The 16,241-nt window shown below is 62.0% G+C and carries 19 protein-coding genes; 4 read left to right on the plus strand and 15 right to left on the minus strand.

Annotated elements, in window-relative coordinates; genetic code table 11:
- Positions 1–1,228: ATP-binding cassette domain-containing protein (locus tag MOV76_RS26090; protein WP_247265596.1), on the plus strand; the 1,228-nt coding region annotated here is incomplete at its 5' end.
- A gap of 7 nt (positions 1,229–1,235) precedes the next feature.
- Here the strand turns inward: MOV76_RS26090 and MOV76_RS26095 are convergent.
- On the minus strand, positions 1,236–1,733 hold the full coding sequence (locus MOV76_RS26095) for a metal-dependent hydrolase (RefSeq protein ID WP_247265597.1): 498 nt from the start codon (positions 1,731–1,733) through the stop codon (positions 1,236–1,238).
- Positions 1,734–2,115: 382 nt separating this feature from the next.
- On the opposite strand from MOV76_RS26095, the gene MOV76_RS26100 reads away from it, so the two are divergent.
- On the plus strand, positions 2,116–3,636 hold the full coding sequence (locus MOV76_RS26100) for an ABC-F family ATP-binding cassette domain-containing protein (RefSeq protein ID WP_247265598.1): 1,521 nt from the start codon (positions 2,116–2,118) through the stop codon (positions 3,634–3,636).
- Positions 3,637–3,839: 203 nt separating this feature from the next.
- On the opposite strand, the gene MOV76_RS26105 is transcribed toward MOV76_RS26100, so the two are convergent.
- The 3 genes from MOV76_RS26105 to MOV76_RS26115 all read right to left on the minus strand — a co-directional run bounded on the left by MOV76_RS26105 (position 3,840) and on the right by MOV76_RS26115 (position 5,979).
- Positions 3,840–4,619, minus strand: a complete 780-nt coding sequence (locus tag MOV76_RS26105) for a VOC family protein (RefSeq protein ID WP_247265599.1) — start codon at positions 4,617–4,619, stop codon at positions 3,840–3,842.
- Positions 4,620–4,697: 78 nt separating this feature from the next.
- The gene (locus MOV76_RS26110; protein WP_247265600.1) at positions 4,698–5,165 is read right to left on the minus strand and encodes a DUF1579 domain-containing protein; all 468 of its coding nucleotides are present in this window, start codon (positions 5,163–5,165) and stop codon (positions 4,698–4,700) included.
- An 85-nt stretch (positions 5,166–5,250) separates the two neighbouring features.
- Positions 5,251–5,979 (minus strand): thioredoxin family protein, encoded by a 729-nt coding sequence (locus MOV76_RS26115; protein ID WP_247265601.1) that lies wholly within the window; start codon positions 5,977–5,979, stop codon positions 5,251–5,253.
- Between the two features lie 88 nt (positions 5,980–6,067).
- Between MOV76_RS26115 and MOV76_RS26120 the strand changes: the two genes are divergently transcribed.
- Entirely contained in the window at positions 6,068–6,514 is a 447-nt protein-coding gene (locus MOV76_RS26120; protein ID WP_018449441.1) for a MarR family winged helix-turn-helix transcriptional regulator, read from the plus strand.
- Positions 6,515–6,605: 91 nt separating this feature from the next.
- On the opposite strand, the gene MOV76_RS26125 is transcribed toward MOV76_RS26120, so the two are convergent.
- A complete protein-coding gene (locus tag MOV76_RS26125) occupies positions 6,606–7,028 on the minus strand; it encodes an organic hydroperoxide resistance protein (protein WP_018241187.1) in 423 nt (140 codons plus the stop codon).
- 337 nt (positions 7,029–7,365) lie between these two features.
- On the opposite strand from MOV76_RS26125, the gene MOV76_RS26130 reads away from it, so the two are divergent.
- Positions 7,366–7,854 (plus strand): MarR family winged helix-turn-helix transcriptional regulator, encoded by a 489-nt coding sequence (locus MOV76_RS26130; protein ID WP_018241186.1) that lies wholly within the window; start codon positions 7,366–7,368, stop codon positions 7,852–7,854.
- A 36-nt stretch (positions 7,855–7,890) separates the two neighbouring features.
- Here the strand turns inward: MOV76_RS26130 and MOV76_RS26135 are convergent, their stop codons facing one another.
- From MOV76_RS26135 to MOV76_RS26180, 10 genes are all read right to left on the minus strand, one after another.
- On the minus strand, positions 7,891–8,115 hold the full coding sequence (locus tag MOV76_RS26135) for a hypothetical protein (protein ID WP_003546479.1): 225 nt from the start codon (positions 8,113–8,115) through the stop codon (positions 7,891–7,893).
- Between the two features lie 230 nt (positions 8,116–8,345).
- Positions 8,346–8,582, minus strand: a complete 237-nt coding sequence (rpsU, locus tag MOV76_RS26140; protein WP_018241185.1) for a 30S ribosomal protein S21 — start codon at positions 8,580–8,582, stop codon at positions 8,346–8,348.
- A 59-nt stretch (positions 8,583–8,641) separates the two neighbouring features.
- Entirely contained in the window at positions 8,642–8,926 is a 285-nt protein-coding gene (locus MOV76_RS26145; protein WP_018241184.1) for a hypothetical protein, read from the minus strand.
- Between the two features lie 275 nt (positions 8,927–9,201).
- Positions 9,202–9,411, minus strand: coding sequence for a cold-shock protein (locus MOV76_RS26150; protein WP_003546468.1), 210 nt, complete (start codon positions 9,409–9,411; stop codon positions 9,202–9,204).
- 306 nt (positions 9,412–9,717) lie between these two features.
- Positions 9,718–10,452, minus strand: coding sequence for a L,D-transpeptidase family protein (locus MOV76_RS26155; RefSeq protein WP_047619579.1), 735 nt, complete (start codon positions 10,450–10,452; stop codon positions 9,718–9,720).
- Positions 10,453–10,628: 176 nt separating this feature from the next.
- Positions 10,629–11,435 (minus strand): L,D-transpeptidase, encoded by an 807-nt coding sequence (locus MOV76_RS26160; protein WP_130759487.1) that lies wholly within the window; start codon positions 11,433–11,435, stop codon positions 10,629–10,631.
- Positions 11,436–11,625: 190 nt separating this feature from the next.
- Complete coding sequence (locus MOV76_RS26165) at positions 11,626–12,546, minus strand: S9 family peptidase (RefSeq protein ID WP_182565385.1); 921 nt, start codon at positions 12,544–12,546, stop codon at positions 11,626–11,628.
- A 113-nt stretch (positions 12,547–12,659) separates the two neighbouring features.
- Positions 12,660–14,285: a cisplatin damage response ATP-dependent DNA ligase gene (locus MOV76_RS26170; RefSeq protein WP_247265602.1), complete on the minus strand. Its 1,626-nt coding sequence runs from the start codon at positions 14,283–14,285 to the stop codon at positions 12,660–12,662.
- Positions 14,286–14,336: 51 nt separating this feature from the next.
- Positions 14,337–15,347, minus strand: coding sequence for a ligase-associated DNA damage response exonuclease (locus MOV76_RS26175; RefSeq protein WP_113543336.1), 1,011 nt, complete (start codon positions 15,345–15,347; stop codon positions 14,337–14,339).
- 87 nt (positions 15,348–15,434) lie between these two features.
- Positions 15,435–16,241 carry an alpha/beta fold hydrolase gene (locus MOV76_RS26180; protein ID WP_018241178.1) on the minus strand — a complete coding sequence of 269 codons (807 nt, stop codon included), beginning with the start codon at positions 16,239–16,241 and terminating at the stop codon, positions 15,435–15,437.

Genomic DNA, 16,241 nt, shown 5'->3' on the forward strand with positions numbered 1-16,241 from the left:
GCTCACTCGGACCGGGCTCGACGCGTCACCGGAAACCCCGCTTGCGGCACTCTCCGGCGGGCAGCGCACACGTGCCGGGCTGGCGGCGCTGATCTTTACCGAACCGGATTTCCTGCTGCTCGACGAACCCACAAACAATCTCGATCGCGAAGGCCGCGAGGCGGTGATCGCGCTGATGTCAGGCTGGCGGGCCAGCGCCATCATCGTCAGCCATGACCGGGAACTGCTCGAAAGCGTCGACGCGATCGTCGAACTGACCTCGCTCGGCGCCACGCGCTTCGGCGGCAACTGGAGCCATTATCGCGAGCGCAAGGCCCTCGAGCTCGTGGCGGCACAGCATAATCTCACTGAAGCCGAAAAACGCATGGCCGAGGTGGCAAAGAAGGCGCAGGCGACGGTGGAGCGCCAGGCGCAGAGGGACAGCACCGGGCGGAAGATGGCCGCCAAGGGCGGCATACCGCGCATCATGCTCGGCGGCATGAAGGAGCGGAGCGAAACGACCGGTGGCGACAATGCCCGCCTCGCCGACCGCCGGCGCGCCCAGGCCCTGGAAGAGACAAGGGCAGCGCGCGAGAAGATCGAGATCCTGCTGCCCTTGTCGGTCACCTTGCCGCCGACCGGGCTGCCCGCCAGCAAGATCGTGCTGAGGATGGATGGCGTGACATCGGGCTACCAGCCGGGTGATCCCGTCATCCGCGATCTCTCCTTCGATGTGACCGGACCGGAGCGTATCGCCGTCACCGGCCGCAACGGCTCGGGCAAAACGACCTTGCTGGCGCTCATCACCGGCGACCTAAAACCCTGGGCGGGCACGATCGGCGTCATGACTGCCTTCTCGATGCTCGATCAGACGGTCAGCCTTCTCGATCCGTCGGCCTCGATCCGCGACAATTTCCGTCGGATCAATCCGCTGGCCGATGAAAATACCTGCCGGGCCGCCCTTGCCCGCTTCATGTTCAGGGCGGATGCGGCGCTGCAGAGCGTATCGACGCTGAGCGGCGGGCAATTGCTGCGAGCGGGCCTTGCCTGTGTGCTCGGCTCAGCGCCGCCGCCGCTGCTGATCCTCGACGAGCCGACCAATCATCTCGACATCGACTCGATTGCCGCCGTCGAGGCCGGATTGCGCGCTTACGACGGCGCGCTCATCGTCGTCAGCCACGACGAGACATTCCTCAGGAGTATCGGGATAACGCGGCGGCTGGATTTGTCTGCCGGCCACCCGGGATAATTCCGGCTCATGCCTGCTGCCGGCCTCCGACGCGACGATTCCGGCAGACGGCGACGATCAACGCGGTGACGCAGATCAGGAGTTCGAGAACGAAGGTCCAATGCAGCATGAAACTCACGATCCAATTGCTGTAGGTCGCCGGCACCGTCGTCAGCTCGAATTTCGACCAATCGAATGGCGCGAGCCAAAGCATCGGCGCAGCGACGGTATCCATAACCATATGAAGCACGACGGCTGCGAAAAAGACGGCGGCCGTGGGAAGCCAGTCCGGCGCCAGTCGACTGATCGCCGGCAGGGCCGTGGCGGCGAAGCCGAGCCAAAAAAGCGGCCAGTGGGAGACATAGTCGTGATGGTGGACTTTGCCGCCGGTCAGGAAGAAATAGACCATATCGAAATCCGGCAATACGCTGCCGATCAAGGCTACGATCATGATGCCGGGTGCGGCGGACCGTTGCCGCGCGGCGCTCCCGAGAAGGTAGCCTGCAGGCAAATGGGCAATGAGCATGCGTCTTATTCTCCCGGTCGGTCCCGAAGAATCCTCTATGCGCGGTTTATGGCTAGAATCGGCGCAGGTGCGGCTCCCTTGCCTCTTTTTGCGGGCAATGTTATTTGGGTCTTGCAAGCTTTTGAGAAAGGAGGATCACGCAATGCAATATTATTTTCGGTTTAATCGCCAGCGTGGTCCCGTCAACGCCCTGCAAATGCGTTTGCAGGGCTGACCAGAGACCGTTTCTCGACATCTCTTCCTGGTCTGCCCTTCGTGGCCAATGCGGCGCCGTAATTGACAGCGCGTATTCCTTTCATTTCCCGGGCTCGAACCGCGCAATCCCGTGATGGCTGAATGCCCCGGACCGTGCCGACCACCCGGTCAAGACCAGAGAACGATCATGACACTCATCAATATCCGCAATCTCGGCGTGACGCTGGGCAATCCGTTGTTTTCCAAGCTCAATCTCGTCGTCAACGCCGGCGACCGTATCGGCCTCGTCGCCGCCAACGGGCGGGGGAAATCGACGCTGCTTGCCTGCATCACCGGCACGCTGGAGCCGAGCGAGGGCGAGATCACCAAGGCGCGCGGGCTGACCATCGGCCATGTCGCGCAGAATGTGCCGCCTGCCCTTTTCGACACGCCGTTCTACGATGCGGTGCTGCAGGCGCTGCAGGCCGATCTGGCTGAAAGCGAGAGCTGGCGCGTCGACGTCGTGCTGGAATCGCTCGACGTGCCGGAGCTCATGCGGAGCCGGCCGCTGAAGCAATTGAGCGGCGGCTGGCAGCGGCTTGCCATGCTTGCCCGCACCTGGGTGAGCGAGCCCGACGTGCTTCTGCTCGACGAGCCGACCAACCATCTCGACCTTGAAAAGATCGCGCAGCTGGAGGGCTGGCTGAATGCGCTGCCGCGCGACGTGCCGGTTATCCTGTCCAGCCACGACCGCGCCTTCCTCGATGCGACGACCAACCGGACGCTGTTCCTGCGGCCGGAGCAATCGCCGGTCTTCGCCCTGCCCTATACCAGGGCACGCGCCGCCCTTGACGAGGCCGACGCTTCCGAAGCCCGGCGCTACGAGCGCGACATGAAGGTGGCGGAGCAACTGCGCAAGCAGGCGGCGAAGCTCAACAATATCGGCATCAATTCCGGCAGCGACCTGCTCGTCGTCAAGACGAAGCAGCTCAGGCAACGGGCGGAGAAGCTGGAGGACGCGGCAAAACCGGCGCATCTGGAGCGCTCGGCCGGCGCGATCCGGCTCGCCAACCGCGGCACCCATGCCAAGGTGCTGGTGACGTTGGAGGATGCGGCGGTGACGACGCCGGATGGAACGCTGCTGTTCAAGACCGGCCGGCAGTTCGTCTGCCAGGGCGACCGCATCGTGCTGCTCGGCCTCAACGGCGCCGGCAAGTCGCGGTTGGTGTCGATGCTGAAACAGGCGATCGAAAGACCCGAGACGGCGCGCGACGGCATCAAGGCGACGCCGTCGCTCGTGCTCGGCTACGGCGACCAGGCGCTTGCCGATCTTGCCGACACCGACACGCCGATCGGCACGATCATCCGCCGCTTCGATGTCGGCGACCAGCGGGCGCGGGCCTTGCTGGCGGGCGCCGGCATGACGATCGACATGCAGGCAAAACCGATCGGCCAAATGTCCGGCGGCCAGAAAGCGCGGCTCGGCATGCTGGTACTGAGACTTGCGGAGCCGAACTTCTACCTGCTCGACGAGCCAACCAACCACCTCGACATCGAGGGCCAGGAGGCGCTGGAGAGCGAGCTGATGGCGCACGAGGCGAGCTGCCTGCTGGTATCGCATGACCGCAGTTTCGTGCGGGCGGTGGGAAACCGGTTCTGGCTGATCGAGAAGAAGCGGCTGGTGGAGGTGGAAGGTCCGGAAGGGTTCTTTGCTTCGGTTGGAGGGTGATGGTGGTGGGTGGTGGGATCCGGAGCGTAATTGTTGTTGACGGTGTGCCGTGAGGCCCCCTCATCCGGCTGCCGCCACCTTCTCCCCGCTGGGCAGAAGAAACTCGTGGCGACGTCTCGATTCCCCCTTCTCCCCTCGGGGAGAAGGTGCCCGTAGGGCGGATGAGGGGGCTGCACGGCACACCGCCAACGTCGCTCCCAAACCTACCGCTTCGGTGCGACCAGACAGAAGAAGGCGCCTTGCGGGTCCGTGGCCTGGACGATCCAGCTGCCGCCAGGGACTTCCATCGGGCCGTGGACGACCTTGCCGCCGCCCGAGGTGAGGCGTTCGGTTGCAGCGTCGAGGGTTGGCACGATGAAATAATAGCACCAGAAGGGCATCGGAAGGTTTTCCGGCTTGGTCATCATGCCGCCGATCTGCCTGCCGTTATGGGCGAAGAGATAATAGACGCCCATCGGACCCATGTCGAATTCGCTGTGCTTCGTCCAGCCGAACCGCTTGGAATAGAAGGCCAGCGCTTCCTCGCCATTGGCAGCATAGAGTTCGCGCCAGCCGATATTGCCGGGCGCGTCGAAGGCCAGTTCCGGCATGGGATTTTCCATCGGCGCCGCCGTCATGATGCAGATCACCGCGCCATGCGGATCGGCGACGACGGCGAAGCGACCGATGGTCGGGATGTCTTCCGGCGGACGGCGGACCGAACCGCCATTGGCGGCAAAATCCTTTGCCGACTGGTCGACGTCGTCAACGTCGACATAACCCGTCCAGTTCGGCGGAATGCCCTTGCCCTCGAGTTCGGCCGGAAATTCCATCAGGCCGGCGACACCGATGCCGTTCGCCTCGAAGATCGTGTAGGTCGGCATGCCCTCCATTTTCATTTCGGAGGTCGTCCAGCCGACGACCGAGCTGTAGAATTTCGCGGCAGCTGATGTGTCGGGGGTCATCAACTCGCACCAGATGAACTTTCCATGCGTCTCAGACATCATACTCTCCCTTTTTCGACGCTCCTCTTCGGAAGCCTCTTTGCAAGGCCTCTATTTCGAGGGTGAGCGCCGTGATTGTCAGATCCTGCGGGCGTAATGCGCTTCCATGAACTGCTTCCAGGAGCCATCCGGCTGCTTGGCGCTGGAGACGAAGGTGCGGTGATCGGCATCGACGAAGATGATCTGCTCGCGGTAATCGGCAAGGCCCTCGCCGTTGAAGTCGGGCCCTCTCGTATAAAGGTCCAGCACATTGCCTGACGCGTCGACCTCGCCCTCATAGACCCACATATAGTCCATCATGCTGCCGATCCAGCTGCCGACATACTTGCCCTTTGCGGCGTTGTAGCCGAGCGTCAGGATGCTGGTGGCCTCCTTACCATCAGGCATGCGGCCGGTCCCTTCGGCGACGAACCAGATGCCATGCAGCGAGCGGACGGTCTCGGTCCAGGGCTCACCGCCACTCATGTCGGGTGCGGTGACGGTCCAGTCGCCGATCAGTCTTTCCAGAAAGGAATGTTCCTTCAGCACTTCAGCGGTCTTCATCATCCTCTTCTCCCTTGAGTGATGGTGGCGCTTGTTTTCCGCATTCCGGACGCAAAACCGCTTACACTTTTCGGCATCATGCTCCGGCTCACTGACAGCAGGATGGCGCCTTGGCGGCCTCCTCATATTCATCGTGGCGGCGCACGAAATTCATCGTGCTGTCCTCGTTGCGGCCCTTCGGCGCGCGGTCGAGGATCATCAGGGTGCCGATCAGTTCTTCCGGCCCGCGAGCATAGCTCGAATAGGTATGGAAGATCTCCCCCTTGTCGTTGCGGTAGAAAGCGCTGAGGCCCGGCAGTTCGTCATTGGCATCAGCCGGCTGCATAGGCGTGAAATTGTAGAAGACCTTGTCTTTGGCAAGATCCTCGGGGCTAAAAGAAACGTGATAATCGAAATTGAAATCGCTGCCGAAGGAAGAGACCCAGGGAAATTTCCAACCCATGCGCCGTTTGTAGGCGGCGATCTTGTCAAGCGGCGCGCGCGAAACAGCGACCCAGGTAACGTCATGATGGTTCAGATGCGGCAGGGCGCCATCGACATGATCCGATAGGAAGGAGCAGCCGGTGCAGCCGGCATCCCAATCCGGGCCGAGCATGAAATGGTAGATCAGCAACTGGCTGCGACCGTCGAAGAGATCGGCGAGCGACTTCCTGCCCTCGGGCGTTTCGAAGACATAATCCTTGTCGACCTTTACCCAGGGCAGCGCCAGACGGGCGGCGTTGACGCTGTCGCGCAGCCGCGTCGCCTCCTTCTCCTTTGCCAGCAGGGCACGGCGGGCCTCCAGCCACTCTTCGCGGGAAACAACGTCATTCTGCATGGAGTGCGCCCTCCTCCGGCGCTTGCCGGTGAAGCCGGCTCATCTCCTTCTACTTGACTTAATACATTGATATCAATAGAAATGAAGCATGTCAAATTCGATCGAGATTCCCTTTTCCACGACGCTGATGGTGCGCGACACCTGCCTCTGCCTGCATGTGCAGCGGGCAGCGCGCGCGCTTGCCCGGCTGTTCGACGACGCGCTGAGGCCGGCCGGGCTGACCAATGGGCAGTTTTCGCTGATGATGTCGCTGAACCGGCCGGAGCCACCGCCAATGGGGCCGGTCGCCGCCCTGCTCGCCATGGACCAGACGACGCTGACGGCGGCGCTGAAGCCGTTACAGCGCAAGGGCTGGGTGACGGTGATGGAGAACCCGAGGGACAGGCGCGGTCGGCTGCTGAGCCTCACCACTGAGGGCAAGGCGGTGTTGGTGAGAGCGCTGCCGATCTGGGAAAGCACGCATGCGATGATCGACGGAAAGCTGCCGGATGGCAGCGTCGCAAGGCTGCGGCAGGATCTGCTGGCGCTGTCATGAATGGCGGCAGAAACGCCGAAGCCGGCCGGATAGCACCCTACCCGACCGGCAGATGGCGGCAGCCGATACGGCTGCCAGCTTTTTAAATCGATCAGGCGACGGTGACCGGAACCTCGGTCGAGGTGCGCATGGCGTGGCTGTAGGGGCAGACGATATGGGCTGCGGCTGCGAGCTTTTCAGCCGTTTCGCGGTCGAGACCCGGAATGTCAACCGTCAGCGCCACTTCGATGCCGAAGCCGCCGCCATCTTCCCGCGGGCCGATGCCGACCTTGGCGGAGACCGTCGTGTCTTCCGGAATCTTGACCTTCTGCTGGCCCGCGACAAATTTCAATGCACCGAGGAAGCAGGCGGAGTAGCCGGCAGCGAAGAGCTGTTCGGGATTGGTGCCGGTCGCACCGTCGCCGCCGAGTTCCTTGGGGACGGTCAGGGTCACGTCCAGAACGCCGTTTTCGGAAACGGCGCGGCCTGCGCGGCCGCCGGTGGCAGAGGCTTTGGTCGTATAGAGAATAGGCATGACGATCTCCTTTGGTTGGCCCTTCGATGGGGTTGGATTTTTAGTATCGCACAATTAAATTGTACGCAAGTGAATTTTGCAAATTGCATTTCGAATTCGAAAGGAGGACAATCGGGCCTTAGAACAGGATGATCTTAGCCGCGCCGGCCTAAAATCTGAATCCTGTTCTAAATTAAAGAGTTAGAGCATGATGTCGCCCGAAAACCGCTGAAACTTTTCGGCATCATGTTCTAGAGCAATTCCAGCAAAAGTGCGCAGCGGTTTTGCGCCCGGAATTGCGTGAAAACAAAGGGATAGAGCATTTCGTGATTCGAAGAAAAACGGGAATGCTCTAGGGATGATGGATATGAAAGCGCACACGACGAAGACGATGGAGATACCGCAAGAGGAGAAGCGGCTGGAAAAACAGCTGTGCTTCGCGGTCTATGCGACGGCGCATGCTTTCACCCGCGCCTACAAGCCGATCCTCGACAAGGTCGGCCTGACCTATCCGCAATATCTGGTGATGCTGGTGCTCTGGGAACGCGGCGAATTGCCGGTCAAGACGATCGGCGAGCAGTTGGATCTCGATTCCGGCACGCTGTCGCCGCTGTTGAAACGGCTGGAACAGAGCGGGCTGATCAAGCGCATCCGCGACCTGCGCGACGAACGGCAGGTGATCGTGTCGCTGACCCCTAGAGGTGAGGCTATGAAGGGGGAGATCGATACGATCATGATGGCGATCGGGCAAGCCGCAGGCTGCACGCTTAAGGAAATGGCCGAGATGCGCGACATGCTGCATCGGCTGCGGGGTAATCTCGGGCGGGCCGGCGCGGACGGAGGCTGAACGCGTCCACCCGTCATCAGCGTGCGCTCCGAGAGATCAGGGCCGCGGCTTAGCCGGCGACCGACGCTTCTTTGCAGGAGCCGCTTTAGGTTCGGCCTCGGCCTCCTGCTGCAAACGCAGCGCCTTCAGCTTCTCCGTCTTCTTGTCACGGGCCGACGCCTCGGCGGCGATGATGGCACGCGCCGTGTGATCGGTCGCTTCTGCCTTGTCGCGAGACGAGAGCTTGGCGGGATTGAAGAATTCTCCCTTGGTGGCGGTCATGTGCCCCTTTCCCAGGTGATGGCGGCGCTACAGCATAATTCCTTAAATCGGAATTGGCTCAAGGAATTATGTAGAAATTCAAAGTGTTACAGCGTCCATTGCGCGTCTCAAAAGACGCGCAGCGCTGCAAGCCATGAATCCGCGGCTGAAAGCCGTGATCTCACGGCTGAAACCATGATTCCGCGGTCGGACCGTGATGCCACAGCCGGACCGCGACTCCCCGGCCGGGATCAGCGGGTGCGGAGAACTTTCTTCGGTGCCGGCAGCAGACCTTCGCGCTGCAGCTTCTTGCGGGCAAGCTTGCGCTGGCGGCGAATGGCCTCGGCCTTTTCGCGGGCGCGCTTCTCGGACGGCTTTTCAAAGGCGCTGCGCGCCTTCATTTCCCGGAACAGGCCTTCCCGCTGCATCTTTTTCTTGAGCACGCGGAGCGCCTGATCGACATTGTTGTCCCTGACGAGTACCTGCAAAACGATATCCTTCCTGTCGCGGCGGCGAGGCCGCACTGTCCATATTAAAAAGCGCGGGACTACTTCCCGATTTTGATGCTCGAAAACTTCAGCCAGGGTTCGGCGCCATCGGACTTGGCCGCCGCTTGGGGGGAAACCCTGGATGGCGTTTCCCCGGTATCGATGTCGGCCTCAGTGATGCGGCGTTCGAAATTCTCTGCGTCGAACTGGACGCGGTATTGCACATGCCCATGGTCATTGGGCAGGATGCTGGAGATCCGGCACCGCTTGTCGGCTTTCGCCGTGCGGGTGAGGCCGGACTTCAGCACGATCATGTCGCCGACTTTATAGTTTGGTCTGCCCATTTCAGCGTCCCTTCGACTCTTCGGCTGCTCAATCGGTCAATCAGAACGACCAGGGGCCATTCAGGTACGACCGAGGGCCATTCCGGAAAAGCCTGCGATCAAAGCAAAAAGGCCGGGCTCGGACCCGACCTCTTCCAGTCACTCAGCCCGCTGCCCGTATGGTCAGCTCACCGCCACCCCTGGTCAGCTCGCTGCCAGTACATCCGTGGTCAGCTTGCCCCCAGCACATGGCCAGCCCGCTGCCATATTCATGGTCAGCAGAGGCGAATGACAAATCATGCGGCCTGAAGATTATCAGCCGAATTCTTGCCGGACTTCTTGTCGCGGACGAGATCGTAGCGGATCTTCTGACCTTCAACGAGTTCGCGCATGCCGGCGCGTTCAACCGCTGAAATATGGACGAAAACGTCCGTAGAACCATCATCCGGCTGAATGAAGCCAAAACCCTTGGTGCCATTGAACCACTTGACGACGCCTGAATTCATAACGATCTCCTTTTCAACCGTTTGTGTTCGCCTGCGGAGAGATATCCGACAAGCCGTATCGATGTTGAGAGGATATCTGACGGTGCGCTCAAGCGCGTGGACAAAGGTCGCAAGCAATTCGATACGCACCATGTAGGATATTTACCGAATTAAGCAATGGTATTTCGGAAAATAATTCTCTTGCGGGCGCAAAATGAAGCTCTTGCCCGGGGGGCAAGCATCTGCTTGCCCGGGGCAAAGCAGGTGCTTGCCCCGGGGCAAAGGAATTGATCCCAGGCGACCGGATCGCGGCCGCCTGGGTGAAAATTACTGCCAGACGACGATCGGCGCCTTTGTCGGAACGCGATCGTAGAGATCGATGATATCCTGGTTCAGCAGCCGCACGCAGCCCGATGAGACGGCCTTGCCGATCGAGCGCCAATCGGGATTGCCGTGCAGGCGATAAAGCGTGTCCTCTCCATTCGAGAAGATGTAGAGCGCGCGGGCGCCGAGCGGGTTTTTCAGGCCAGGCTCCATGCCGCCGTTGTCGATCGAATATTTGACGAGTTCCGGCTGGCGGGCGACCATCTCGTTCGGCGGTTTCCAGCGCGGCCATTTCTGACGCCACTGGATGACGCCCGAGCCCTGCCAGGCGAAACCCTCGCGGCCGATGCCGACGCCGTAGCGCATCGCCATGCCGTCGCCCTGGACGAGATAAAGGAAACGCGACGGCGTATCGACGACGATGGTGCCGGGCGGCTGGCCAGTGGGATCGACGACGCGCTGGCGATAATAGCGCGGATCGATCTGCTCGTAGGGAACGGCCGGAATGAGAAAGCCGCCATCCTCAACCGGGCCATACATGACGGCAAGCTCGGGCCCGCTCGGCACGCTTGACGCGGCCGGGGACTGGAACAGGCGCATGGGCGAACGATAGATGATCGACGTATCGCCCGATGTTACCGTATTGGCTGAGGAGGCGCAGCCGGTGAGCGCGGAGGCTGCGGTCAATGCCGAAAAGGAAAGAAAGCTGCGGCGGGAAAGATGTCTATCGAAGCTCATGACGCGGGACTGATTTCCTCTGATGCGGGAAGCCGGACGAAAGGGCTGATAAACCAGCGATTCGCCCGATGCCGATAACAACAAGAGAAGATCTATCGGCTTGCGCCAAATAAACCATAGCTTCACGTAGACGTGTCCGGCCTGAAGCGGACGATATGAGCAGCGCTGTTGCAGCGCTACATCACAACGATCTCGGCCCTGGCAGGAACGCGGTCGTAAAGATCGATGACGTCCTGGTTCAGCATGCGCACGCAGCCCGACGATGTGGCCTTGCCGATCGATTGCCAGTCGGGCGTGCCGTGGACGCGATAGAGCGTATCCTGCCCGTCCTTGAAGATATACATGGCGCGCGCGCCGAGCGGGTTCATCAGCCCCGGATTCATGCCGCCATTCTCCGCCCCGAACGGGCGAACCTCAGGCTGGCGCGAGACCATTTCGACCGACGGTGTCCAGCGCGGCCATTTCTGCTTCCACTGGATGACGCCGCGGCCGGACCAGGCATAACCGTCGCGGCCGAGGCCGACGCCGTAACGCATCGCCTTGCCGTTGCCCTCGACGAAATAAAGGAAATGCGCCTTGGTATCGACGACCACGGTGCCGGCACGCTCGGTCGTCTGATAATCGACCTCCTGGCGCAGGAACTGCGGCTGTACGCGGCTGACCGGGATCGCCGGCAGGGTGAAATCCGCGTCGCGAAGCTCACCATACATCGCCATATGCACGGGATTGGTCACCGGCAGGCCATAGGTCTGGTGGAACTGGGTCTTGTAGAGTTCGCGCGTCTGCGGCACCGGCTGATCGGGGACCGGCCGCACCCGGCGCGGATCGACACCGGGCGGCTGATAGAAGACCGGCGAGGTTTCCTGGACGAAGCGGGCGGGCGAATCGGCGGCGACATCGGGAATGAGGATGTTGCACCCGCTCAGCGACGCAACCGCAATCACGAGCCCGGCAATCGGGAAGACCCGGCGCAGAAAATTCATGGAACCACCCTTATCAACGATCGGCAGACAACGACATCTGCCGGGACGATGGCATCCGCGGCTGGCGCGAGGCTGGCGTTGGGGTGGAAAAGGCACAAGGTCAGGAAACGACCAGCCCGCCGCCATCGGTGGCGGGATCGCGGATCAATCGTCCAGGGCACTTAATCGCAATTGCCGGTGGCGGCGAAACTCAGGCCGCCACCCCGTGGAAGAAACGGATGCTCTGTTCGATCTCGGCCGGCAGCGCCGAGGTATGATTGCCGGCGACGGTTTCGGTCTCGATATGAATGCCGGCGGCGCGGGCGCGGCGGGCAAGCAGATCGGCGCGATCGTTGAAATGCGGCTCCTCGGTGCCGTGGACGACACGCACCGGGCATTTGAAGCTCTGGGCGTAACACAGCGCAGAGCGCACCTCGAATTCATGCTCATTGCTGTCGTCGAAGCGGATATCCTGGGGATAGCGGCTGAAAAAGCGGAAGGCGTTGGGGTTGCCCGAAATCGGCGCGGCGGCGCGGAACTTGTGGGTGGTCATCGCCGTCAGCATGGTCAATGTGCCGCCGATGCTGTGGCCGGCGATGAACAGCCGTTCGGGGTCGACGCCCGGCAGATGCGCCAGGCGCTCGGTGGCGGCCAGCACGTCGTCGACCTCGTCGTAGAAGCCGGAGAAATTGCCCATCTGGCCGTTTTCGCCGCGCAGCGACGGCATCATCACGACATAACCGGCATCCATATAGGGCTTCATCAGCTGCCAGTGGCCGATGCCCATGGCATTGCCGCCGTGCAGGAAGAGCACGGCCGGTTTGGCGGCGCGCTCGCGCTTGTATTTGGAAACCCAGGCCGCCAGTTCCAGCTCGCCGTAGCCGGAGCGGTAGAAGATCTTGTCGGCATCGGCCGGCGCATTCAGCGGTTCGTATTTGTCGGGCGCCGGGCCTTTCTGCAACAGCTTGGTGCGGAAATGGTGGCGGACCTTGGCATAGTCGTGCTTGGCGAGGCGCGGCTCGTCCGGGACATCAAACGCGGCTGCCATGCGCGGCAGGATGAGTGCACCGGCAAGACCCGCCAGAACGGCACGGCGTTGACGGAAAAAGGAATTTGGTTCAAGCGAGCTCATAACGCACCCATCATTTCCCCGGCACGCAGAATCTGCACCGGAAGATCGTTGCCGCCAATACACATGATGTTGAAAATATTGCCCTGCGTCATTGTTGCGCAGGGCATGCAACCTCATTCCGGCTTGGCGTCGATCATGGCGATCAGCGTGCGCAGCCGGTCGGCCTCGTATGAGGGCTTGTCGGGGCGAAGGCGGGCGATGCGGGGGAAACGCATGGCAACACCCGATTTGTGCCGGGTCGAGCGGTTGATGCCCTCGAAGGCCACTTCGACGACAAAGCCGAAATCCTTGTCGGCGCGCACGGCGCGCACCGGGCCGAAGCGCTCAGTGGTATTGTCACGCACGAACTTGTCGAGCACCTCGAGTTCGGCATCGGTGAAGCCGAAATAGGCCTTGCCGACAGGCACCAGCTGTTCGCCGTCCTCGTCATCGGCCCAGACGCCGAAGGTGAAATCAGAATAGTAGCTGGAGCGCTTGCCGTGGCCGCGCTGGGCATACATCAGCACCGCATCGACATTATAGGGGTTGCGCTTCCACTTGAACCAGGGGCCCTTCATGCGGCCGGCCTGGTAGATGCTGTCGCGGCGCTTGATCATCACGCCTTCGATGACCGGATCGGGCGGCGCGGCGCGGAGAGCGTCGAGCTCTTCCCACGACGAGAACGGCACGAGCGGCGAGAGATCGAAACGGTCATGGGGGGCGCGGTCGATGATCTCGGTCAACCGGTCGCGGCGATCGATATAGGTCCGGCCGCGGACATCCTCCTCGTCGTCGAAGAGCAGGTCATAGGTGCGGATGAAGGCGGGATAGTCGCCGAGCATCTTCGTCGTCACCGTCTTGCGGTTCAGGCGCTGCTGCAGGTCGGAGAAGGTCCGGGTCGGGCTGTTGGAGCGGGCGGTGCCGCCAACCAGCAGCTCGCCGTCGACGACGCCGGAAAAACTGATCGCGTCGAGAATATCGGGAAAGGCACCTGATATGTCGTCGCCGGAGCGGGAATAGATCTTGCGCCTGTCGCCGGAGCGGGAGAGCTGCACGCGGATGCCGTCCCATTTCCATTCGGCGACATAGTCGGCCGGATCGAGACCAGTGAGATCGCCCTCCTCCACCGCATTGGCGAGCATGACGGAGTGAAAGATTGCCGGTGTGGCCAGCACCGGTTTTTCGCCGCCATTCGCCAGCCAATCAAACAGCGTCTCATAGGGCGGCTGCAGACCGTGCCAGAGGGTTTCGATCTCGGTGACGTCCTTGTCGCCGAGATCGGCGAGCGCCTGCTTGGCAAGGCGAGCGGAAACGCCGATGCGCATGGCGCCGGTCGCCAGCTTGATGAAGGCGAAACGGCCGGACGAATCCAGCCGGTCGAGCAGGTCACGGACGAAGCTGCGCACTTCTGTGCGGCCGAGTGCGTTCATGCCGGTGACGACCTCGCCGAGACGCGGCTGGGCAAGCGCCGAACGGTCGATATCCCTCTCATTGTCCCAGACGAGCGAGATGGTTTCGGCGAGATCGCCGACATAATCATAGGAATAGCGGAACAGCACCTCGTCCATGCGCTCGAGCACCAGCTCACGCAGCATGGCGGGCTTGACGTTGCGCACCTCCAGCGTGCCGGCAATGGCGGCAAGGCCATAGCCGCGGTCAGGATCGGGCGTGTCGCGGAAATAGTCGGTCAGTAGCTTCAGCTTGCCGTTGCGGCTGGGGGTGAGCACCAGGCGGTCGAGGAGGTCGGCGAAGGCTTTCATGGGCGCCTCCCGACTTCGGAGGGGTTTTGACGCGGGATATTGCTCATCTCCTCAATCGGCCTCGTCCTCATAACCCACCAGATGCAGCGGTTTTGCCTTGATGCCCTGCAATTGGCACCAGCGCACCAGGGCCTCCTCTCGGCCATGCGTCACCCAGACCTCGGCCGGGTGCAATTCCCGGATCGTTTCGGTCAGCTCCGGCCAGTCGCAATGATCGGAGATGACGAGCGGCAGTTCGACGCCGAGCTGTTTGGCGCGCTGGCGCACCATCATCCAGCCGGAGGCGAAGGCCGGCAGCGGCTCGTTGAAGCGCCTGGCCCAGCGGTCGGCGAAGGCCGATGACGGGCCGATGACGACCGCACCCTTGAAGACTGATTTGTCGCGGCTTTCGATCGTCGCCGGCAGCAGCTCGCCGAGATCGATGCCCTGCTCGATATAATAGTCGCAGAGTTTTTCCATGGCGCCGTGGATATAGATCGGTTCGGCATAACCGGCATCGCGCAGCAGCCGGATGACGCGCTGGGCCTTCCCCAGCGCATAGGCGCCGACGAGATGGGTGCGCTCGGGAAATTGCCGCAGCGACGCCAGCAGCTTGGCTATCTCCTCCATTGGATCGGGATGATGGAAGACCGGCAGGCCGAAGGTCGCCTCGGTGATGAAGACATCGCAGGCAACCGGCACATAGGCGGCGCAGGTCGGATCGGGTCGGCGCTTGTAGTCGCCGGAGACGACGATGCGTGTGCCGTTCTTCTCAATGGCGATCTGGGCGGAGCCGAGCACATGGCCGGCGGGATGAAAGCTTACCTTGACGCCGTTGACCAGCAGTTCCTCGCCGAAGGCTGCGGCCTGCTCGCTGGCGCAAAAGCCGTCGCCGTAACGCAGGCGCATGATGTCGAGCGTCTGGCGGGTGGCAAGCACGTTCACGTGGCCCGGGCGGGCATGATCCGAATGGCCGTGGGTGACGAGCGCCTGCTCGACCGGCCGCACCGGATCGACATAGAAGCCGCCCTCGGGGCAATAGAGCCCCTCCGGGGCGGGATAAAGCAGCGCATCAGGTCTCATGAAACGAGAGATAGCGGGAAATGGACGCGAGGCCAGAGGGCGGGAAGAACGGACTATGGAATGGGGCGCGGCTCAACGACTGCAATGTCATGACCCTATCCCGTCGAGAAAGTTGACCACAGCGACATTAAACTCACCCGGCCGCTGCAGCGGCGCGAAATGACTGACGCCTGTGAGATAGATCATCTCAGCGTTCGGAATGCTGCGAGCAAGATATTCGGCATGGTCGGGCTTGATGAATTCGTCGCGCTCGCCGAGGACGATTGCGACCGGCACCCGGATCAGGCCCAAGTCGGCGGCCTGATAATTCGGCTCCGTCCGCATCATCAGGCTGACCGCCTCGACGAATGGATTAAAATCGTCAGGCGTTGTGGACAATGCGGCATAGTCCTTGGCGTGCCGGCTGAAGCATCGGTCGATGACCGGGCTCGGAACAAATTCCAGCGTGCCGCTCGGATCCATGTTGCAGGCGAAAAAGAAGACCCCCTCGACACGTGACGGCGCCGTCATGGCGAGAATCAGGGCAATGCAGGCGCCGTCGCTCCAGCCGACGACGGCCGCCTTGTCGAGATGCAGCGCGTCCATGACCGCGAGCACGTCAGAGGCCATCAGCTCATAGCTATAGGGACGGGCATCGCGGGTGCTTCTTCCATGGCCACGGCTGTCGATCAGCACGACGCGGCGGCCGCGGCGCAACAGTGCCGGGACCTGATAGCCCCAGTTGCCGCTGTGACCAAGGCCACCATGCAGCAGAATGACAGGGGGACCTGCGCCGTAGGACGCATACCAGATGCGGGCACCGTCGCGCGCGACATGCCCTTCAACTGCTGCCGGCGGCAATGGGGCGCCGCCATGCGTCTCGAAATGGATGAGCTCGTCGTCTTGTGGTTCCAT

This window comes from Rhizobium sp. PRIMUS64, from assembly GCF_023006465.1.
GTDB lineage: Bacteria > Pseudomonadota > Alphaproteobacteria > Rhizobiales > Rhizobiaceae > Rhizobium > Rhizobium leguminosarum.